General features: G+C 59.4%; 11 protein-coding genes. 8 read left to right on the plus strand and 3 right to left on the minus strand.

Annotated elements, in window-relative coordinates; genetic code table 11:
* The first annotated feature begins 72 nt into the window (after window positions 1–72).
* The 3 genes from ACIF4X_RS14045 to dnaB all read left to right on the plus strand — a co-directional run bounded on the left by ACIF4X_RS14045 (window position 73) and on the right by dnaB (window position 2948).
* Entirely contained in the window at window positions 73–966 is an 894-nt protein-coding gene (locus ACIF4X_RS14045; RefSeq protein ID WP_007915845.1) for a hypothetical protein, read from the plus strand.
* Between the two features lie 18 nt (window positions 967–984).
* On the plus strand, window positions 985–1431 hold the full coding sequence (gene rplI / locus ACIF4X_RS14050; RefSeq protein WP_008078307.1) for a 50S ribosomal protein L9: 447 nt from the start codon (window positions 985–987) through the stop codon (window positions 1429–1431).
* A 119-nt stretch (window positions 1432–1550) separates the two neighbouring features.
* Window positions 1551–2948, plus strand: coding sequence for a replicative DNA helicase (dnaB, locus tag ACIF4X_RS14055; protein ID WP_053116810.1), 1398 nt, complete (start codon window positions 1551–1553; stop codon window positions 2946–2948).
* Window positions 2949–2990: 42 nt separating this feature from the next.
* Here the strand turns inward: dnaB and ACIF4X_RS14060 are convergent, their stop codons facing one another.
* From ACIF4X_RS14060 to ACIF4X_RS14070, 3 genes are all read right to left on the minus strand, one after another.
* Complete coding sequence (locus ACIF4X_RS14060) at window positions 2991–7649, minus strand: NEL-type E3 ubiquitin ligase domain-containing protein (RefSeq protein WP_397482602.1); 4659 nt, start codon at window positions 7647–7649, stop codon at window positions 2991–2993.
* A gap of 101 nt (window positions 7650–7750) precedes the next feature.
* On the minus strand, window positions 7751–10354 hold the full coding sequence (locus tag ACIF4X_RS14065) for a hypothetical protein (RefSeq protein ID WP_397482603.1): 2604 nt from the start codon (window positions 10352–10354) through the stop codon (window positions 7751–7753).
* 160 nt (window positions 10355–10514) lie between these two features.
* A complete protein-coding gene (locus ACIF4X_RS14070) occupies window positions 10515–12527 on the minus strand; it encodes a hypothetical protein (RefSeq protein WP_397482604.1) in 2013 nt (670 codons plus the stop codon).
* Between ACIF4X_RS14070 and ACIF4X_RS14075 the strand changes: the two genes are divergently transcribed.
* The 5 genes from ACIF4X_RS14075 to ACIF4X_RS14095 all read left to right on the plus strand — a co-directional run bounded on the left by ACIF4X_RS14075 (window position 12526) and on the right by ACIF4X_RS14095 (window position 22396).
* Window positions 12526–12780: a hypothetical protein gene (locus ACIF4X_RS14075; RefSeq protein ID WP_397482605.1), complete on the plus strand. Its 255-nt coding sequence runs from the start codon at window positions 12526–12528 to the stop codon at window positions 12778–12780. The genes ACIF4X_RS14070 and ACIF4X_RS14075 overlap by 2 nt on opposite strands.
* Window positions 12781–12948: 168 nt before the next feature.
* The gene (locus ACIF4X_RS14080) at window positions 12949–15261 is read left to right on the plus strand and encodes a YgiQ family radical SAM protein (protein WP_322845712.1); all 2313 of its coding nucleotides are present in this window, start codon (window positions 12949–12951) and stop codon (window positions 15259–15261) included.
* A gap of 394 nt (window positions 15262–15655) precedes the next feature.
* Window positions 15656–18931, plus strand: a complete 3276-nt coding sequence (locus tag ACIF4X_RS14085; RefSeq protein WP_397482606.1) for a DUF2126 domain-containing protein — start codon at window positions 15656–15658, stop codon at window positions 18929–18931.
* A gap of 88 nt (window positions 18932–19019) precedes the next feature.
* The gene (locus ACIF4X_RS14090; protein WP_397482607.1) at window positions 19020–21506 is read left to right on the plus strand and encodes a circularly permuted type 2 ATP-grasp protein; all 2487 of its coding nucleotides are present in this window, start codon (window positions 19020–19022) and stop codon (window positions 21504–21506) included.
* Complete coding sequence (locus ACIF4X_RS14095) at window positions 21506–22396, plus strand: transglutaminase N-terminal domain-containing protein (RefSeq protein WP_397482608.1); 891 nt, start codon at window positions 21506–21508, stop codon at window positions 22394–22396. The genes ACIF4X_RS14090 and ACIF4X_RS14095 overlap by 1 nt, the downstream gene beginning before the upstream one ends.
* The last annotated feature ends 46 nt before the right edge of the window (window positions 22397–22442 follow it).

Raw genomic sequence — 22442 nt, forward strand, 5'->3', positions numbered from 1 at the left:
GCCCTGCTGGCCTAAACAGAAAGCCACGGCAGCTGAGACCGGTCAGTCGACAAGTAGCAAAGGATTGAATGCATGCGTGCCTTAGCTGAGTTCATCATGCGAGGCCGTATGCAGGCCACTCTCGTGGTGGCCGGATGTGCAACATTGCCGTTGTTGTATTGGTTGGGTGCTGCCGCGGGGAGCCTTGTGCTGCTGCGGCGCGGACTGACGGACGCCCTGGGTGTTCTGTCTCTGGGGCTGCTGCCGGCGTTGATCTGGTGGCTGTATGCCGATGACCCACGGGCACTTCTGGTGCTGCTGGGGTCTTCGGGACTTGCGTTGGTTTTGCGCGCAAGTGAATCCTGGGTTCGCACGCTGCTGGTCAGCGTAGTGATTGGAGTGGTGTTTTCGGTGGTGCTCGGGGCAGCGTTTGCGGCCCAGATCGAGATGCTCGCGCAGGCCTTGATAAAGGTCATGCCGGCGCTTCTCGGTGAGACCTACAAGCAATTGTCGGTCGATGAGCAAGCGCGTTTCGCGTCCCTGATTGCACCGGTCCTGACCGGACTGATTGCGGCTTTGTTGCAAATCGTCAGCGTGCTGAGCCTGATTGTCGGGCGGCATTGGCAGGCGTTGTTGTACAACCCGGGTGGTTTTGGTCGCGAGTTTCGCGCCATCCGGATCCCGCTGGGGCCGGCGATGTTGCTGCTGGCGTTGATGCTTCTGGGCCCGAATCTCGGTGCACAGATGGCCATGTTGACGCCGTTGTGCAGTGTACCGCTGGTGTTCGCCGGACTTGCCCTGATTCACGGGCTGGTCGGGCAAAAGCGACTGGCCGGTTTCTGGCTGGTGGGGTTGTACGTCACGCTGCTGTTGTTCATGCAACTGATCTATCCGTTGCTCGTGGTCCTGGCCATTGTCGACAGCCTGATTGATTTTCGCGGTCGTCACGTGTCGAAAGACACCGACAGCGCGAACGGTGAAGGTTAAAAGTTAGAGGATTTTCACATGCAACTGATCCTTCTGGAAAAAGTCACCAACCTGGGCAACCTGGGTGACAAAGTAAACGTTAAGGCCGGTTACGGTCGTAACTACCTGCTGCCTTATGGCAAAGCTACCGCCGCGACCCCAGCGAACATCGCTGCGTTCGAAGAGCGTCGTGCCGAGCTGGAAAAAGCTGCTGCAGACCGTAAAGCATCGGCTGAAAGCCGTGCTGCCCAACTGGCCGAGCTGGAAGTGACCATCACTGCCACCGCTGGCGACGAAGGCAAGCTGTTCGGTTCGATCGGTACTCACGACATCGCTGACGCACTGACCGCCTCCGGCGTTGAAGTTGCGAAAAGCGAAGTTCGTCTGCCGAACGGCACCATCCGCAACGTGGGTGAATTCGACGTGGCTGTGCACCTGCACGCCGAAGTTGAAGCCACCGTACGCGTTGTCGTGGTAGCAGCTTAAGCAACACTGATCGGCTGGCGGCTTGTCCGTCAGACGGTTAACATCGGGCACGATCCTGTTTACAGGTCGTGCCCTTTGTCTTTCTGAATTCCCTGTTTTTCCAAACAACACAAGTGGCCATGAACGATATCTCCGCTCCCGAGCAATACGATCTGCAAACCGCTGCCCTGAAGGTGCCGCCGCATTCCATCGAGGCCGAACAGGCCGTACTCGGTGGTCTGATGCTGGACAACAACGCCTGGGAACGCGTGCTCGATCAAGTCTCCGACGGCGATTTCTATCGGCATGACCACCGTCTGATCTTCCGTGCGATCGCCAAACTGGCTGATCAGAACTCCCCGATCGACGTCGTGACCCTTGCCGAGCAATTGGACAAGGAAGGTCAGACCTCGCAAGTCGGCGGCCTCGGTTACCTCGGCGAGCTGGCGAAAAACACGCCATCCGTCGCCAACATCAAGGCCTATGCGCAGATCGTCCGCCAGCGTGCGACGTTGCGCCAACTGATCGGCATCAGCACCGAGATTGCCGACAGCGCTTTCAACCCGGAAGGGCGCACCGCCGAGGAGATCCTTGATGAAGCCGAGCGGCAGATCTTCGCGATTGCCGAGGCCCGGCCGAAAACCGGTGGCCCTGTCGGTGTGAATGACTTGCTGACCAAGGCCATCGACCGCATCGACACCTTGTTCAACACCGATAACGCCATCACTGGCCTGTCTACCGGTTACACCGACCTCGACGAGAAAACCAGCGGCCTGCAACCGGCCGACCTGATCATCGTCGCCGGTCGTCCGTCGATGGGTAAAACCACCTTCGCGATGAACCTGGTGGAAAACGCCGTACTGCGCAGCGACAAAGCGGTGCTGGTGTATTCCCTCGAAATGCCAGGCGAATCGCTGGTCATGCGTATGCTCTCCTCGCTCGGCCGGATCGACCAGACCAAAGTGCGTTCCGGTCAGTTGGAGGATGACGACTGGCCGCGCCTGACCTCGGCGGTCAACCTGCTCAATGACCGCAAGCTCTTCATCGACGACACCGCCGGTATCAGCCCTTCGGAAATGCGTGCGCGTACCCGGCGTCTGGCGCGTGAGCACGGTGATATCGGCCTGATCATGATCGACTACCTTCAGTTGATGCAGATTCCAGGTTCCGGCGGCGACAACCGAACCAACGAGATTTCTGAAATCTCGCGTTCCCTGAAAGCGCTGGCCAAGGAATTCAACTGCCCGGTGGTGGCGCTGTCCCAGCTCAACCGTTCCCTCGAGCAACGGCCGAACAAACGTCCGATCAACTCCGACCTCCGGGAATCCGGAGCGATCGAGCAGGACGCCGACGTGATCATGTTCGTGTACCGCGACGAGGTGTATCACCCGGAAACCGAACACAAGGGCATCGCCGAAATCATCATCGGCAAGCAGCGTAACGGCCCGATCGGTTTTATCCGCCTGGCGTTCATCGGCAAATACACCCGTTTCGAAAACCTCGCGCCGGGCAGTTACAACTTCGACGACGACGAATAAATGCTGGCCGAAGTCTTTCGGCCAGCATCCGTTCCTGTGGACTTATGCGCTTGCGCCCACTGCTTCCTCAGCAGTGTTGACCGGTGTGTACTCGGCAAGCTCTTGCCGGGTCAATGTTTCGATCAATGCTGCTTCCTCAATCAGCAACGATGCCTGCATCGCTTTGGATTGCGTCTCGTAATCGGCAAACGATAGTTCCTTGGCGCTGTGTGACTCGTCGAGTACAGCCTGCCGATCCTGAAATGGCTGGCGCTGCTTTTCGAACGTTTCCTGGTACTTATGGGTGAGGAATTTTTGCCAGAACTCTCTCGCCACCAACTCCTGGAATTCTTCAGGGGAGTTATCCAGCGCGATGACTTTCTTGTATGCGTCCTCCAGTTGCGTCGCTGAAACGCCGGCCAGACGAGAAAAGCCCATTTTTTCCGGTTGCCCCGGCAATTGCAGTCGGTCTTTCAAACCGTGGCGATAGAAGAGTCGGACTTCGACCTCCTCGGGCACATGCGGCGGTGGAAGTGCTGCTGCTTCTAGAGGGGACCTGGCTGCGGCAATGGCGGCCTCGCGTTGCGCAATGTCCGCCGAGGCGATTTTGTCGACTTCATGCAAGCGGAACAACGCTTTGGATAATGCGAACAGCTTTGGCCCCTGCGCCTTGTCGCCGGCCTGGGCAAGGGCGTTATGCATCATCATTCGGGTTTCCAGATTGGCAAACGTGAAAGCCGCCCGATCGCAGCAGGCTGCGTCGCCCGCCCGATCAAACACTTCGCTGCGCAGACGTTCGGACTCAGGCGTGTTCTCGGTAATGCTGTCGATCAGCCGCCAGACTCGACTCTGAAGCTCGTTGTGACCGGTGGGGGACTCCAACAGGCGTTCAAACGTATTGAACAGACCATCCGAGCGTGGCTGTTTACGCAGTCTCCGCCATTGGATTTTTCTGGTCGCCAGTTGATCCGCGGTGAATCCTGCTGTCCAGCGCACCACGGGATCGTCTGTGGAACTACGGTTGATGACCGGGGCGTGACCTCGCGCCGTGTCGACCAGATTTCTCAAGCCAGTCAGCGGTGTTCCGGCCTGTATCAGACGGTCGTTGTACTGGGTCAGCCGGGTCAGGGTCGCTGCGGACAGCGGATTATGGGCAATGTCGGTCACATCGTTGATGCGCACGGTGTGCCCCAGGCGCTCGTCGGGCGGTGCAATGACAGCATCCGGAATCTCGATAATTCCATTGTTGCTCAAATTGATGGTGTCCAGCAGGGGCTGATCGGCAATGCCCGTCGGGAAGGTGTCGATACCGGTGATGGCCAGATTGAGCGAACGCAGGTCGGTTATCGCGCTGAAATCGGGTGCGATACCCAGTAGCGGATTTTCATGCAGCCAGAGTGCTCGCAGGGTCGTTCGCTCTGACAGGACTCGGGCCGTGTCGGCGGTGAGGGAAATCCGGTTTCGCTCTAGAAACAGTCGTGTCAGCCCGTTCATTTCGCCAATGGCGGGTGGCAGTTCACGCAGTTGATTTTGCGAAAGATCCAGCCAGCGAACATGCCGAAAACGCGTCAGAAAGCCTTCAGGCGAAGTGCCCAGGTTCATATTGCTCAGGTTGAGCGAGCCCACGTGACTGAAGTCCACATCGAGGTCGGGCAGGCTTGGCAACCTCAGGCCGCTGAGATTCAGTTCCAGGCCGATGGGCGTTCGGTCAGCGGCCAGTTTCGGGAGTGTCTCTTGGCGCCAGCAACTGATGATCTTCTCGCTGGCCGTGACCCTGTCAGGGCGGGTTTGTGCGTTGAGCGCCAACTGGTTCGCCCGAACGTAGCCCCCACGATCGCCCCCACCAGAGTAAACCCAGGCGTCGAGCTGACGTTTCAGCAGGCCGAACTCCTGCTCGAGGCTGCGGATTTTGGTGACCGCCGCATCACGGTCGAAGCTCCAGACGTATTCCCTGCACTGTTTGATGTCCTTGTTTGGAAACAGCCGCTGATAACGCTGCGTCGGCGAGTTGTCGCTGTCAAATGTCACCTCATGCTGAGAAGTCAGCAGATCGGGCGCTTCCGTGCTCACACGCTGCCAGTAGTCGTCGAAAGATTTCCAGTAATCGGGCGGAAAATCATTGCCGGCGAGTTGCGTGTTGTTGTTGATTCGGGCGATCGTCAGCAATTGTTCTGGCGCCGGATTGATGAAGTCCTGTGGCACTTCAGTCAAACGGTTATCGCGCAGATCCACAGTGCTCAGCCCTGTCTTGTCCTGCAGTCCGGTCGGCCATTGATCGATCCCCGTATTTTTCAACCGCAGGTATTTCAACCCGGACATGTTGCTGAAGTCAGGGAGCCGCGATAGCGCTGGATTCCCGGAAAGAGAAACAAGCTCCAGATGCCGCAAGGTACTGAGCGTTGCCGCACTTTCTTCGTCCAGTACAAGCCGGTTATCGCTCAAGTTGAGGTGGGTCAGTTTGTCCATCGCACCCACAGCTCGGGGGAGGGTTTCAATCCCGCAATTGTTGATCAGTAGATGCTCAAGATGAGTAAAGTTAGAGAGGAATATGTCGGCATCACCCGACCAGGTAACGTTGTCGAGCATGAGCAATCTGACATGACTGAAGTCTGCGGTGAGAGCCGGGAGCGGCGTGTTGAAGGACGCCAGCCTTAGTATTTCTCCGGGGTCTTGAAGCCAGCAGCCTCTGATGATTCTGGCGACACGTCGCGCCTGTATCCTTGCAGGTGAGTCAGCCCCGGATGAATCGGTCTGGCTGCTGTCAACGTAGGATTTCAACTGGGCCTCCAGTGAGTCCAGTTCCTCAGCGCGTCGAGCCAGTTTTAGTTTGGCCTCATCATCCAGTCCGGTGAAAAACTTGCGGGCCTCTTGTGCGTTCTTGTTCGGGTAGAGCCGCTGCACTGTGGCGACCTCGGGCATATCACCATCAAGTCTGAATGCGCCGGCCAATGCCTCGGTGCTCAGCTGCGGGTGCTCGGTCGCTACGCGTCGCCAAAATACTTCAAGTTTTTCCCAATAGTCGCGCGGGAAAGGATTGCCCTCAAGCAGCGTGACGCTGTTGATCCGTGCGATCGCCTCGAGTTCATCCGTCGAAGGGGTGAGGTGTGCCTCGGGAACCTCGGCCAACTGATTATTGCGCAGGTCCAGCTGCTTCAGTTGTGCCTGATTGCGCAAACCCGTTGGCCACTGATCCAGTTGTGCATGACGCAGGTTCAGCGTTTCCAGTTCAGCCATACCGGCAAAATCAGGAGTTTTACCCAATGGATTGCCTGACAGGTCAAGCGTCTTGAGTTTGCCCAGCGTGCTCAGTTCTGCCGCCGTTTGCTCGTTGAGTGCAATACGGTTCGAACTCAGATCCAGCTTGCTCAGATTGGACATCTGCACAATGGCAGCGGGCAACGTACCCAGCGTAGAGCCGGTAATCTGCAGAGACTCCAGAGCGGAGAAGTTTCCGAGAAATATGTTGGCCGAGTCGGACCAGGTGACCGATTGCAGTGTCAGGTGCCTGACATGTCTGAAATCCGCTGTCAGTGCGGGCAGAGTTCCATTACCGGTCTCCAGTCCGAGAGTGTCCCCGCCCTGATGGCGCCAACAGGACTTGAGGCTATCAGTCACTTCTTGCGCGTAGTTTCGCGATGTTGCCGGTGCCGAAGCGAGGGTGGATTGTCTGGCCCAGGTACTCAGTTCGATCTCGAGCGTTTTGTAGGCGGTTTCGCGACGGGTCAAGCCATCCGCGACGTCATTTCCCAATGACTCGATGAAGCTGTCAATCTCGTCATCGGTATGATCCGGGAACAGTTTTTTTGCGCGGGACTTTGGGCTGCGCAATTTGTTGAGGGACAGAGATAGCCGATCCAGTAGCCCCAGGCGAACAGGCGCGCGAGCACCATCGCTGCTGCGTAACATCCCGCCCGCACCGGCAACTGTGATACCAAGCCAGCCTTGTACAGCATCGAAAACAATCGGTTCCGACCTTCCCGGGCGCGTCGCGATATACCGGTTGGCGCCGTCACTGGCTACGGGGTCCTCGCTGCGCACAATGCGCATCACTGCTGCCAACGGGGTTGATCCATCGGCATCATGCAGGACCTGATAGGCATGGTTTTCGATCACCACGTAGAGTTTGCCGTCAAATCGATGAAGACCGTCGTGGCCAGGTACTGCGTGGCTGAAATCCAGCCCTGTGCGAAACGGCTCCAGTCGGGTTTCGCTCAAACGAAAGGTGACCGGTTGAAAGTCTTCCAGCCTGTGCCAGAGCCCGCTGCCGGGATCGCGCAACAGCAATGGGCCGGACGCTATTGATTCGCTTGATAACGTGGCCCGCAACAGACCCGTGAGCGGATCCTTGCCAACCTGCACGATGCCGCCGTCGGCCAGCTCAGCGTATTGTCGACCCTTGTGCGTTGTTAAACCGTTGTCGTCGGGTGCCGCCAAACCCGCCGCTGCAGTGAGCCGATAATGTTCCAGTGATTGATTGATCGGATGGGAGATGTCTGACGAAGGGGCCGAATGCACCGTGATGGTCGGTGCCGGCGCGATCGCATCGAGGTCGGCTTGTGTCCCTGGCCTGCCCGATCGCGGCGAGTGGCCGCCCGGCGTCGGGATTTCGACACTTGTACGCGGTGGCAGCTCAGGGCGCGGGGTATTCACCTCCGGTGTGGTGTTTGGGGGAAGGGGTGTATTACCGGAACTGTTGCCATTAGGGGGCCGTTTAACGGGCATGTCTTTTTATCCTTGTAGAGTGTGCGCATCAGCTCGCCTGAGCAGGGGCTGATGGCAGGGGCGGCGTCATTGCCTGATTCAGCGTTTGGTCCCAATGCTCCTCACTCGGGCTTGGGAAGCACGGCAGCCGGACTGGCCAGTGCAAATATTTTTGTCGCGGTCTTGCCATCGAAGGTCTGACGCCAGATGGCCACGTGCGGTAAGCCGGCCTGTTCATCGCGACGTTGAGACTCGATGCCGCGCCTGCTCTGTTCAAGCGTTTTGAGGTGACCGCCTCTTGTCGTGAAATTCAGGGGCAGGGCGTCGCGCCTGTCGTAGTGGAAATGGGCTTCCCATAACGGAGTGTCGTCGGCACGGTCACGGATCGAGTAAACGTCAAGAAACGACTTGCTCTGGCCTTTGCCCTGCGGCGTGCGATCAACGGTCTTGCGCACATTGAGCTCGTCGGCATCCATCAGATAGTTCAACCGCATGATGTCGAGCACTTCCTTGTTCTTGTACATGCGCACCAGAACGCTTTCACCTTGCGCGGCAAGCGAGTCAGCGGCGGCTCGCAAGCGGGCTCCCAGGTCGATGATCTCTAAATCCTCGGCGGCCCCTTCGTGGTTTTGCAGGCGTCTTGCCTGCTCATTCAGGCTTTGCGTCGCTTTATCCAGGTCTTCGACAATTTCAGTGGGGTTGGTCTTTCGGGCTTCGTCCTGTCTGGCCTTGTCGGCGTGTTGTCCGACTTCGGCCAGTAACCGTTTAGCCTCGGCGACGAGTTGTGGCCTGGGTTCACTGATCATGGGAGGGGGCACGGGCAACCATTCGCCATGTCTTTTTTCGTAACGTGCCGAAGGAAAGTCCGGACGCAACGGATCCGGAACATTGACGGTGACGCTGCCGTCTTGAGCCGTTTCCATGTTCCCGACCAAGACCCGGTAAGTGCCATGCTGACGGACACGGAAAACCTTCCTGGCCGGCACGGGGCGCGCATTTTCGGAAGGGTCGGGCTGCGCTGGAAGAAAATCGAAATCGATGTCGTGGCTGACGCTTGGCAGCGCGGTGTTGCGATCAAGCGAGTCAAGAATTTCGCTTAATCTGTTTTCGATGCGCTTCTCGAATGGACCTATCAGGCTGAGGATTTCCCTTGTGTACTCGGTCCTGGAAGCGTCGATGGCGGCCAGTTGCATCTCAAAGCGGGATTTGTCTGTCCTTATCTGATCAAGGGTCAACAACAGCGCCATCGGATGATCGCGTTGCGGGACGTTATTCAGGTCGCCGGTAATCAGGTCGATGGCCGCAAGCGAGGGCATGGTTGCATTGGGCGCGTGGTCGGGCGTGCCCGCATACAGGTGGACGTAGAGGATCAGCTTGTTGAAGTTGATGCGCTCGGCCGAGGGCACTTGCTGGCGGATTTCTTCGAGTGTCGGGGCCGCACCGGGATTGGTTTTTTTGATTTCAGCCATCACCAACTCCCGCTCTTCGAGATACCTCAACTTCTTGTTCAGGTGGGGGATGACCCTTTTGCAACTGTCGGCGTCCAGCCTCGAAAACGTAGGCCTGACCCTCAAGTCCATGGCCGCCATGAGCCGGTTCAGGAACTCTGCTCGCTCGATCCGGAAGGTGTGCAGTTCTTCGCCGAACAGCCCGCTTGCTTTCACGCGTATCAGCCAGTTCTTGTTAAGAACAAGCGAATCCACAAAGTCTGCTTGCTTGAGAACGTGCCTGAGCAGATTCACTTCAAGGTTGAGCAGTTTGGCGTTTTTCTCTGTACTGCCCTGCGGCAGATTTTTGGTATCGGCCCACAGCGCGTCATGCCGTGCTGACGAGGCCACCAACTCTGCGTGGGCCTTCTGAAAAGGTACGTACATCAGCAGCAGATTATCTTTGCTTAACAGCGCTGCCTGCGCATCCGGGATGCCAGCCTTGTCGGCCGACAAATGGTAGACCCATCGGTTGCCCTCATCGCGCCTGACCGCTCGTGTTTTACCGCTGCGGCTGGCCCGGTAGGTATTGGCAATGTCGATGGCGACAGGATCATTCGGGTTGACGATGCGCCAGGCTTTTTGTGTCGCGGTGGATGCCCTCACATCGTGCATGGCCTGATAAACATCATGGTGAATGCTCAGGTACAGCCGACCTTCGTGGCGAAACATTCCGTCGCCGTCTGCCTCGACGCCGGTGAAATCCAGAGGGGTGCGCAGCGTTCGCAGGTGAGTATCGCTCAAGGTTACGGCGTCACCGTCCTTGAGCGGATGCCAGAGACCGCTGTCGGCGTCGCGCAGCAGTAGCGGTCCTGAGGCCGTCTGTTCAGCGGCGAATCTGCAACGATAGAGGCCGGTCTGCTCATCTGCGCCGATCATAACGATGCCGTCGTTTGCTACATCGACATATTCGCGTCCCTTGTGCACCCTGAGGCCCTCGGCGTTGGCCGGTGTCAAACGGGCGGGTGCCGGGAGCCAGTAGCGCTCCAGCGTTCGGGGTCCCGCTGAACCGACTTCCAGTGCGGGTACTGTCGAGTGCGTGATCACGACAGGAGAGGGGCTGGCCACTCCTGGGGCGGCAGCGCTGTGGGGGAGGGCCGGTCGCAGTTCTAAGCCAAAGGATAACGGCGAATCCGGTGTCGTACGCGACGCTTGCCCGGTATTACCGTGCAGTGGTGCATCCGGGCGGGAAGGGCCATCCACATTGGTGGTGCCCTTGGCGGGTTTTTTTGGAGCCATGTTTTTTTCATCCTTGAAAAAGTCCCTCAGCCCTGGTTCAGGGGGAGGCTGTTCTATGAAGCCAGTTGGAATATTTGCCGCGCTGTCGACAGGTCGATGTCTGCTCGCCATATACGCACATGTGCCCGACCCGCCTGTTCATCCCGGTACAGGTACGGTTTCACGACGCCATGTCGAAGATTTTCTGCGCTGTTTTGCGGTCGAGGGTCAGTCTCCAGACGGCGACATGCGGACGCCCGGCTTGTTCATCCCGACGTTGGGACGACGCACCTGTGCGGGCTTGATCAAGCGTTTTCAGATGACCGCCGCGGTCGTTGAACCCGAGTGCAGAAGTGTCTGCTTTCGGATAGTGAAAATGGGCCTCCCATAATCGCTCCCCCGTCTGCTTGTCGCTCAGCACGTAGATATCCAGAAACTCTTTGTTCGCGCCTCTGCCCAGCGGCTGCCGGCTCTGAATTCGTTTGACGCGCAGTTCGTCGCGGCCGATCAGGTACACCACCCGATCGGCGCTCAAGTAGCTTTTGTCTTTGAACAGCCGAATGCGGATCGCTTCGGCTTCGTTGTGTAATCGCTGGCTGTCTTGCCTGAGTCGTTGCCGGACAGGTCCAGTATCAATGGCGGAAGGGTTTGGAGCTTTTTCTATCTGTGGAATAAAGTCATCGAGCACGATGGCTTTGCTGACCAACTCATCCACGATGCCTGATGCATTATGTTTTGCCGCCTCTTTTTTCCAGGCCTCGCGCAAATACTGATCTGACATTGCCAGGTGCTGCTCGGCTTCAGTGGTCAGCTTCGACAGGCTTTTTGCCGGGGTGGCTACGCGGCGGTGCCACTCGCCCTCTCGCCGCTCATACGTCTGCAGGATCTCGGCGGGTTGGTGTGGGTGCATGACATCAATCAGTTCTTCGTCAGCGGCACCACGTCGCGGTTGCCCGAGGCGGATCTTGTGAACGCCGTTATGTTTGCTGCGGAACATCCTGGTCGGCAGCGGGGCCGGTTCGTTTGCGCGTTGCGCCGGTAAGAAATCGAAGTCGATGGACTGATCGGACGAGGGTAGTAATGGAATGCTTTCCAGATCGCGGTGATAGAGGGTCAGCCGATCTTCCAGCGTGCTCTCGAACGAGCTGATGGCGTCGATGATTTCTTGCCGGGAAGTGGTGTGGGTGGAGCCCGAAGGGTATTCAAGGTACTCAAAGGAGTTCTTGATCGAGGTACATTGCTCCAGCAGATCGCTCAAAACAGGAATGCGCGCTTCCAGCGGGATAGCGTCGATATCAAGAAAGGCCCGCGTCGTTTCTGAGAACGACAACGAAAGGTACAAAGGCGCGAAAACGCCCTGATCGGCGGCCAGCACCTGACACTTTGATTGCAACCAGTCAGCAGTGTCTCTGTGAATTTCCATAGGGTCGTAACCCCACTCGGAAAAATCGTTCTGGTTGTATTGCGATTTGTGCAGTAATTCATCTGCAAGGATCTGGCGCTTGCGCAACAGCGCCAGTTTGCCCTTCAGATATCCGGCGCTCGAACGATGTTGTTCGGGAGTGATGCGTTTATTGGGTGGCATGTCGATCAGTTTGCGCCGATCGCCGGCCTGCATCATTCTGCAAAGAATTTCGAAACGCCTTATCTGAATCTTGAACAGGTCTGCCTCGTAAGCGCCGATGCCTTTGTAGAGCAAGAGGGCGATCTGTTCCCTCAGGTAGAAATCGAGGCATTTGTCCACGGCGGCCAAATGTCTGTGGTACTGAACCTCATATTTGATGATTGCCGTTCGTTCGCCCTCCTGACCGGTCAAATCGTACCAGGCGCTTTCCAGCTCTCTGGCGAGAGCAGCAGACTCATCCATCATTTGCATATGGACATCCAGTTCCCCGTTCAGGTCAGCGATCGAGCGAAGGGCCGGGAAGTCGCCCGGGGCCTGCAGCGGCCGCCAGAGTTTGCGCTGCGGATCAAGTTGCAGCACCGGGCCGGAAGGGTCCCGCTCATTCGTCAGCGTGGCGCGATAGAGGCCCATTTTCGGATCAATCGCCACCAGGACCGAGTGACCGTCCGGCACATCGACGTAACTGCGTGCTTTGTAGTGGCGAAAACCCTGCGTATCGGCAGGAGGCAGGCGGACGTCGGCGGGAATCCAGTAATCTGCCAGCGGTCGTTGCACCGGTGTCGCCACCATGGCCGCCCCGGAAGGTGACCGGCTGACTGATACGCGAGGCTGCAAATCGGGTCTGACCGGAGTGCTCGAGGTTTCTCCTGGCCTGCTGGTGGATGAACTCGCGACTGCGGGATGCGGGTTGTTGGGCGTCCGCGGATTCGAGGTGGTCGATTGCGTGGCTCGTGTTGTGGTGTTGCTGGTAAGGCTGCCTTTGGCAGGCAATTTTGGTGACATTTCTTCATCCTTGAAGGGGTGTCACATCAGCCAGTTTTAACGCTGGCCGATGAATATGTGATTTGAATGGCGATTTCTCCTGGCCGGTCGTCGTGTAAGCCGTGTGTCGCGGAGGCTGTAAGAGAAACCGACCATTGCCGTCGGAATTGGTCAAAATTTGTGCTATATTCCGCGCCCGCGATTTTTCACTTCAACACCGGTCGTCGACATGCAAGCAGCCAAGCCGTTATTTGACTATCCAAAATATTGGGCCGAATGTTTCGGGCCAGCGCCATTCCTGCCGATGAGCAGGGAGGAGATGGATCAGCTTGGCTGGGATTCGTGCGACATCATCATTGTTACGGGTGATGCCTACGTCGATCACCCATCGTTCGGCATGGCGATCATTGGCCGGCTGCTGGAGTCGCAAGGCTTCCGCGTCGGGATCATCGCGCAGCCGAACTGGCAGTCCAAAGACGACTTCATGAAGCTCGGCGAGCCGAACCTGTTCTTCGGGGTTGCAGCGGGCAACATGGACTCGATGATCAACCGCTACACCGCGGACAAGAAAATCCGTTCCGACGACGCTTACACGCCTGGCGGTATGGCCGGCAAGCGTCCGGACCGCGCGAGCCTGGTTTACAGCCAGCGCTGCAAAGAAGCCTACAAGCATGTGCCGATCGTTCTCGGTGGCATCGAAGCCTCGCTGCGTCGCATCGCCCATTACGACTATTGGCAGGATCGCGTGCGTAACTCGATCCTGATCGACGCCAGCGCCGACATTCTGCTGTACGGCAACGCCGAGCGCGCGATCGTCGAAGTCGCCCAGCGTCTGTCCTACGGCCACAAGATCGAAGACATCACCGACGTGCGCGGCACCGCGTTCATCCGTCGCGATACGCCGAAAGACTGGTACGAAGTCGACTCGACGCGCATCGACCGTCCGGGCAAGGTCGACAAGATCATCAACCCGTACGTGAATACCCAGGACACCCAGGCCTGCGCCATCGAACAGGAAAAAGGCCCGGTCGAAGATCCGCAGGAAGCCAAGGTCGTGCAGATTCTGGCCAGCCCGCGCATGACTCGCGACAAGACTGTGATTCGTCTGCCGTCGGTTGAGAAGGTGCGCGGCGACGCCGTTCTGTATGCCCACGCCAACCGCGTGCTGCACCTCGAAACCAACCCGGGCAACGCCCGTGCGCTGGTGCAGAAGCATGGCGAAGTCGACGTCTGGTTCAACCCGCCGCCGATTCCGATGACCACTGAAGAAATGGACTACGTGTTCGGCATGCCTTACGCCCGTGTTCCGCACCCGGCGTACGGCAAGGAGAAAATCCCGGCCTACGACATGATCCGTTTCTCGGTGAACATCATGCGTGGCTGCTTCGGTGGCTGCACCTTCTGCTCGATCACCGAGCACGAAGGCCGGATCATCCAGAACCGCTCCGAAGAGTCGATCATTCGCGAAATCGAAGAGATCCGCGACAAGGTCCCTGGCTTCACCGGCGTCATTTCCGACCTCGGCGGCCCGACCGCGAACATGTACCGCATCGCCTGCAAAACCCCGGAAATCGAATCGGCGTGCCGCAAGCCGTCCTGCGTGTTCCCGGGCATCTGCCCGAACCTGAACACCGACCACTCGTCGCTGATTCAGCTGTACCGCAGCGCCCGTGCCTTGCCGGGTGTGAAGAAGATTCTGATCGCTTCCGGCCTGCGTTACGACCTCGCGGTCGAATCGCCGGAGTACGTCAAAGAGCTGGTGACCCACCACGTCGGTGGTTACCTGAAGATCGCCCCGGAACACACCGAGGAAGGTCCGCTCAACCAGATGATGAAACCGGGCATCGGCAGCTATGACAAGTTCAAGCGCATGTTCGAGAAGTACACCAAGGAAGCGGGCAAGGAGCAGTACCTGATTCCGTACTTCATCGCCGCCCACCCGGGCACCACCGACGAAGACATGATGAACCTGGCCTTGTGGCTCAAGGGCAATGGCTTCCGCGCAGATCAGGTGCAGGCGTTCTACCCGTCGCCGATGGCCACCGCCACCGCGATGTACCACTCGGGCAAGAACCCGTTGCGCAAGGTCACTTACAAGAGTGACGGCGTGACCATCGTCAAGAGCGAGGAGCAGCGTCGTCTGCACAAGGCGTTCTTGCGTTACCACGATCCGAAAGGCTGGCCGATGCTGCGTGAGGCGCTGATCCGCATGGGTCGTGCTGATCTGATTGGTTCGGGTAAGGATCAATTGATTCCGACCCACCAGCCGTCCACTGACAGCTACCAGAGCGCCCGTCGCAAGAACTCGACGCCAGCCGGCAGCCATAAAGTGGCGAAGGAAGGCAAAGAGAAGACCACCAAGATTCTCACTCAGCACACCGGCCTGCCGCCGCGTGCCAGTGATGGTGGTAATCCCTGGGACAAGCGTGAACAGGCCAAGGCTGCGGCGTTTGCCCGCAACCAGCAGGCGGCCAAAGAGCGTAAAGACGCTGCGAAAGGCAAAGGGCCGAAGCCGACGCGCAAGCCGGTCGTACCGCGCTAAAGAAAACGCCAACCTTCGGGTTGGCGTTTTGCGTTTCTGCCGTTGGATTTATGCAGGCCGCAAGATCCATCCCCCTCACCCCAGCCCTCTCCCCCAAGGGGGCGAGGGGGAAGGGAGCAGAACTCTGTGCCTTTCAAAATCTGAGTTCGACTCAAGACTTTCAAGTCGGCGTATCTCCAACATCCAGCGCGGTCAGTCCCCTCTCCCTCCGGGAGAGGGCTAGGGTGAGGGGGGGCTCTCGCAACATTTACGTGCAATGAGCCCAAACCATTTCCCCGCATCGCCCGATTTTGGTGCTGTACTGCCCTAAGCATTCCGGGAAAGCGCCCAAGCCCTCTGCATGGCATAAGTCTTGCGCGCTTTCGAATACGCTTAGGCTCGCAGGAGGCACGCCGTGTCGATTCATGTCGCATTGCATCACGTCACGCATTACCGCTACGACCGCGCTGTCGAACTCGGCCCGCAGATCGTTCGCCTGCGCCCGGCCGCCCACAGCCGCACGCGGATTTTGTCGTATGCGCTGAAAGTCTCGCCTGAGCAGCATTTCATCAATTGGCAGCAAGACCCGCAGGGTAACTACCTCGCTCGATTGGTGTTCCCCGAGAAAACCAGTGAGCTGCGCATCGAAGTCGATCTGCTCGCCGAGATGGCCGTATTCAACCCGTTCGACTTCTTCCTCGAGCCGTATGCCGAGAAAATCCCCTTCGCCTATGCGTCCGATGAGCGCAAGGAACTGGCGCCGTACCTCGAAACCTTGCCGCTGACGCCGAAATTCAAAGCCTACCTGGACGCCATCGACCGCACGCCGCTGCCGGCGGTGGACTTTCTCGTGGCGCTCAACCAGCGCTTGAGCGAGGACATCGGTTACCTGATCCGCATGGAGCCGGGCGTGCAAACCCCGGAACACACCCTAGAACACGCCTCCGGTTCCTGTCGGGATTCGGCGTGGCTGCTGGTGCAATTGCTGCGCAACCTCGGATTGGCGGCGCGGTTTGTCTCCGGCTACTTGATTCAACTGACGGCAGACGTGAAAAGCCTCGACGGGCCGTCCGGCACTGAAGTCGATTTCACCGACCTGCACGCCTGGTGCGAAGTGTATTTGCCCGGTGCCGGCTGGATCGGCCTCGACGCCACGTCAGGGTTGTTTGCCGGTGAAGGGCATATCCCGTTGGCCTGCAGTCCCGATCCGTCCTCGGCGGCACCGATCAGTGGCTTGGTCGAGCCGTGCGAATGTGAGTTCAGCCATGAAATGTCGGTGGAGCGGATCTGGGAGGCGCCGCGCGTCACCAAGCCCTACACCGATGAGCAGTGGCTGGCAATACAGGCGCTGGGCCGGCAGATCGATGCCGACCTGCTGGCGGATGACGTGCGCCTGACCATGGGCGGCGAGCCGACCTTCGTTTCCATCGACGACCCGGATGGCGCCGAGTGGAACACCGCCGCGCTGGGGCCGGCCAAGCGTCAGCTCTCCGCCGAACTGTTTCAGCGCATGCGCAAGCACTACGCCCCGGAGGGCCTGGTGCATTTCGGTCAGGGCAAGTGGTACCCGGGCGAGCAACTGCCGCGCTGGTCGCTTAATTGCTACTGGCGCCGCGACGGCGTACCGATCTGGCACAACAACGCGCTGATCGCTGACGAGCAGCAGGATTACGGTGCCAATGGCGAGTTGGCCGGGCGCTTTCTGGCCAGTGTCGCCGAACGGTTGAAGTTGCCTACACGTTTTGTCTTCCCTGCCTACGAGGACAATTTCTATTACCTCTGGCGCGAGGGCACATTGCCGAGCAATGTCAGCGCCGAAGACTCGCGCCTGGAGGAGCCGCTGGAGCGCGCTCGCCTGCGCAAGGTCTTCAGCCAGGGCCTGAACAAGGTGATCGGTCAGGTATTGCCGCTGGCGCGCACCGCCAAGGGCGATCAATGGCAGAGTGGGCGCTGGTACCTGCGCGATGAGCATTGCCGTTTGGTCCCGGGGGATTCGCCGCTGGGGTATCGCTTGCCGCTGGGTTCGCAGCCGTGGGTGAAGGCGGCCGAGTATCCGTTTATTCATCCACAGGATCCAAATCAGGACTTTCCTGAACTGCCGGAAACCGCTCAGCTCAACCGTCACGGCGAACCGGCAGCGGCTGACGAACGCGTGCCGAAAATCGACGAATCCGCTGATTGGCTGACCCGCACCGCATTCTGCGCCGAGGCGCGCGATGGGCGGTTGTACCTGTTCATGCCGCCGCTGGAGCGGGTCGAGGATTATCTGGAGCTGGTTGCGGCCATCGAGGCCACCGCCGAAGAACTGCATTGTCCGGTGTTGCTGGAAGGCTACGAGCCACCGAGCGACCCGCGTCTGAGCAATTTCCGCATCACCCCCGATCCGGGCGTGATCGAGGTCAACGTGCAGCCGTCGGCATCATGGGACGAGTTGGTCGAGCGCACCGAGTTTCTCTATGAAGAGGCACGACAAACTCGCCTGACCACCGAGAAATTCATGATCGACGGTCGCCACACTGGCACCGGCGGCGGTAACCACTTCGTTCTCGGTGGTGCGACGCCAGCGGACTCACCGTTTCTGCGTCGTCCGGATCTGCTGCGCAGCCTGATCAGTTACTGGCACAACCATCCGTCGCTGTCGTATCTGTTTTCCGGACTGTTCATCGGCCCGACCTCGCAGGCGCCGCGGGTCGATGAGGCGCGCAATGACGCGCTGTACGAACTGGAAATCGCTTTCGCGCAGATGCCTGAACCGGGCGAGGAATGCGCGCCGTGGCTGGTTGATCGACTGCTGCGCAATTTGCTGATCGACGTCACCGGCAACACGCACCGCGCCGAGTTCTGTATCGACAAACTGTATTCACCGGACGGCGCCACCGGGCGTCTTGGCCTGCTGGAACTGCGCGCCTTTGAAATGCCGCCCCATGCGCGCATGAGCCTGGCCCAACAGTTACTGCTGCGGGCGCTGGTCGCACGGTTCTGGCGCGAACCTTATGCGCCGCCGAAACTGGCGCGCTGGGGCACAGAGTTGCACGACCGTTTCCTGCTGCCGCACTTTATCGAGCAGGATTTTGCCGACGTCATCGTCGAACTCAATAACGCCGGCTATCCGCTGCGGGCGCAATGGTTTGCCGCGCACCTGGAGTTTCGTTTTCCCAAGGTCGGCGATTACGCCGTCAACGGCATCGAACTGGAACTGCGTCAGGCGTTGGAGCCGTGGCATGTGCTGGGTGAGGAGGGCGCGGCGGGTGGCACGGTGCGTTACGTCGATTCATCGCTGGAGCGCTTGCAGGTCAAGGTCAAAGGCGTGCCGCCACAGCGTTATCTGCTGACCTGTAACGGCATCGCCGTGCCGCTGCACCCGACCGGGCGGGTCGGCGAGTTCGTTGCGGGTGTACGTTACCGCGCGTGGCAACCAGCCAACTGTCTGCAACCAACGATACCTGTGCACGCGCCGCTGGTGTTCGACTTGCTCGATACCTGGATGGGGCGTTCGCTGGGCGGTTGCCAGTACCACGTCGCCCACCCGGGCGGGCGTAATTACGTGACGCTGCCGGTCAATGCCAATGAAGCCGAGAGCCGGCGGATGGCGCGATTCTTTCGCGTCGGACACACGCCGGGGAAACTTCCTGTACCGAACGTGGAAATCAGTGACGAGCTACCGATGACAATCGATTTGCGACGTTTCTAAGGCCTACGCGACACGCGGATTTTTCGTATATCCGCGCGTCATGTGCCTGCGTTAGTCTGACCGTTCCCTGCTGTCTGCCGAGCTTTCCATGCCTGACCTGCTAGACCGCTACCCGCTGATGGCGGGCACTTATCACGAACTGCTCGACGGCAGTGGTGCGGTGCGCCCGCACTGGCAGCGACTGTTCGATCAGTTGCAGCGCAGCACGCCGGCGCAACTGGTGCAGCGGCAGGCATTGCTGGCGCGGCAGATTCAGGAAAATGGTGTCACCTATAACGTCTATGCCGACCCGAAAGGTGCGGACCGGCCGTGGGAGCTGGATCTTCTGCCGCATGTGATTGCGGCGGATGAGTGGCAGCAGTTGTCGGCCGGCATCGCTCAGCGTGCGCGACTGCTCAATGCAGTGTTGGCTGATTTGTACGGGCCGCAGCGCTTGATCAGCGAAGGCCTGTTACCGGCTGAACTGGTGTTTGGACACAACAATTTTCTCTGGCCTTGCCAGGGTATTGCAGCCCCGGAAGGCGCGTTTCTGCATCTGTATGCGGTGGATCTGGCGCGCACGCCGGATGGGCGCTGGTGGGTGACCGCCGATCGTACTCAGGCGCCGTCGGGCGCCGGTTATGCCCTGGAAAACCGCACCATCGTGTCGCGCGCCTTTCCCGAGTTGTACCGGGATTTGAAGGTGCAGCACCTGGCGGGGTTCTTCCGTACGTTGCAGGAAACCCTCGCACGGCAAGCACCGTGTGACGATGACGCGCCGCTGGTGGTGTTGCTGACGCCGGGGCGTTTTAACGAAAGCTATTTCGAACATTTGTATCTGGCTCGCCAGCTCGGCTATCCCTTGGTCGAGGGCGGTGACCTGACGGTGCGCGACGCCACGGTCTACCTGAAAACCCTCAGCGGGCTGCGCCGGGTGCACGCGATCATGCGCCGCCTCGATGACGATTTTTGCGACCCGCTGGAGCTGCGCACGGACTCCGCGCTCGGTGTTCCCGGGCTGCTCGAAGCGGTGCGTCAGGGCCGGGTGCTGGTGGCCAACGCGTTGGGCAGTGGGGTGCTGGAATCGCCGGGATTGCTCGGGTTTCTGCCGAAGATCAACTACTATCTGTTCGGCGAAGAACTGATCCTGCCGTCGATTGCGACGTGGTGGTGCGGTGAGGCGCCAGTGCTGGCGCAAGCCCTGGAAAAACTGCCGGAACTGTTGATCAAACCGGCGTTTCCCTCACAAAGCTTCGCGCCCGTGTTTGGCCGTGATCTGAGTGAAAAACAGCGTCAGGCGCTTGGCGAGCGCATGCAGGCGCGTCCTTATGCTTATGTGGCGCAAGAATTGGCTCAGTTGTCCCAGGCACCGATCTGGCAGGCCGAAAACGGTCAACTGCAACCACGGGCGATCGGCATGCGCATGTACGCGGTGGCCAGTCGCGACGGTTATCGCGTGCTGCCCGGAGGCCTGACTCGAGTGGCTGCGGAGGCCGATGCCGAAGTGGTGTCGATGCAGCGCGGCGGGGCCAGCAAAGACACGTGGGTATTGGGCGATCGTGCGCCCAGCGGCGAACAGTGGAAGACGCAACGTAACGTCGGCGTCCACGATCTGGTGCGGCGCGACCCGTATCTACCCTCGCGGGTGGTGGAAAACCTGTTCTGGTTCGGTCGTTACTGCGAACGCTGCGACGACAGTGCGCGGCTGCTGCGGATCATGCTCGCGCGCTACGTCGACGGCGATGATCCGCAAGCGCTGCAGGCGGCGGTCGATCTCGGCGAGCGACTGACACTGCTGCCGGACGAAGGTGAACTGCCGGAGCGCTTGCTCGCTGCGCTGCTCGGTGAGGACTGGTCGTTCAGCCTGCGCTCCAACCTGCAACGCCTGCAGTGGGCCGCCTCGCAAGTGCGCGGCAAGCTCTCGCGGGAGAACTGGCAGGCGCTGGTCGAGTTGCAACGCGAGGCGATGGAGCTGGACACCGAAGAACCGGATTTCGGCGAGTTGCTGGATTTTCTCAACCGGCTGGTGATGTCGCTGGCGGCGCTGTCCGGATTTGCCCTGGACGATATGACCCGCGACGAAGGCTGGCGCTTTCTGATGATCGGCCGGCGCATCGAGCGACTGCAGTTTCTCAGCAGCAGTCTGGCGGCATTTCTGCGTGGTGCCGGCGCGTTTGATCAGGCAGGGCTGGAGTGGTTGCTGGAACTGGGCAACAGCAGCATCACTTACCGTTCACGCTATCTGGCGGTGGCGCAGTTGATTCCAGTGCTCGACCTGTTGCTGCTGGATGAGCAAAACCCGCACGCAGTGCTGTTCCAGTTGAAACTGGTGACCCGCACGTTGAAGCGCTTGAATGATGACTTCGGTGTGCCGAGGGAGGCCGGGCTGCCGCGACTGGTTGAGCGTCTGGCACGCTTTGATCTGGGTTGCCTGGAGAATCCACTGTTCGGTGAGGCCAGCGTACGTGCGGCCCTCTCGGGCCTGGCGGATCTGCTGCAGGAAATCGCCGAGGCCAGCGGCCAGGTGTCTGATCGTCTGGCGCTGCGCCATTTCGCTCACGTCGATGATGTCAGCCAACGCACGGTGTCCGTCTGATGAGCGCCCGTTACCAGATCTTCCACGACACCTGTTATCACTACGACAGTCCGGTTTCGCTGGCGCAGCAACTGGCCCATCTGTGGCCGCGCGATTGCACCTGGCAGCGCTGCACCGATCAGCAACTGCTGATCAGCCCGGAGCCTACTGCGCGGCGCGATGAACTGGATGTGTTTGGCAATCCGCTGACTCGACTGGCATTCGAGCGCCCGCATGATGAGTTGCAGGTCAATGCACAACTGACGGTTGAAGTGCTGGCGCGGCCAGCGCTGGATTTCCGTCAATCGCCGGCATGGGAGCAGACCCGCGATGCGCTGACCTACAGCAGTCAGCCGTTATCCGCGGATGTGCTTGAAGCTTGTCGTTATCGTTTTCAGTCACCGTATGTGCATTTGAAAAGTAGCTTCGTCGAGTTTTCGCACAGCTGTTTCCCGCTGGGGCGGCCATTGCTGTTCGGTGTACAGGCGTTGATGCAAAAGATCTTCAGCGAATTCACCTTCGATGCCGAAGCGACCCAAGTGGCGACGCCCTTGGTGGAAGTACTGGAGCGGCGACGCGGGGTCTGTCAGGACTTCGCGCACTTGATGCTGGCATGCGTGCGCTCGCGAGGTTTGGCGGCGCGATACGTCAGTGGTTATTTGCTGACCCAGCCGCCACCGGGGCAGCCACGCTTGATCGGCGCCGATGCTTCGCATGCCTGGGTGTCGGTGTTTTGTCCGGTGCTGGGCTGGGTGGATTTCGATCCGACCAACAATGTGCAACCGGCGCTGGAGCACATCACCTTGGCGTGGGGGCGGGATTTCTCTGATGTGTCGCCGTTGCGCGGGGTGATCCTTGGCGGCGGCAATCACGACCCGGAAGTGCGCGTCACCGTAATGCCCCTGGATTAACGATGATCAAAAAATGTGGGAGCGAGCCTGCTCTCTCCCACTGGGA

Origin of the sequence: Pseudomonas sp. NPDC085632, assembly GCF_044541255.1 — a bacterium.
Lineage (GTDB): Bacteria > Pseudomonadota > Gammaproteobacteria > Pseudomonadales > Pseudomonadaceae > Aquipseudomonas.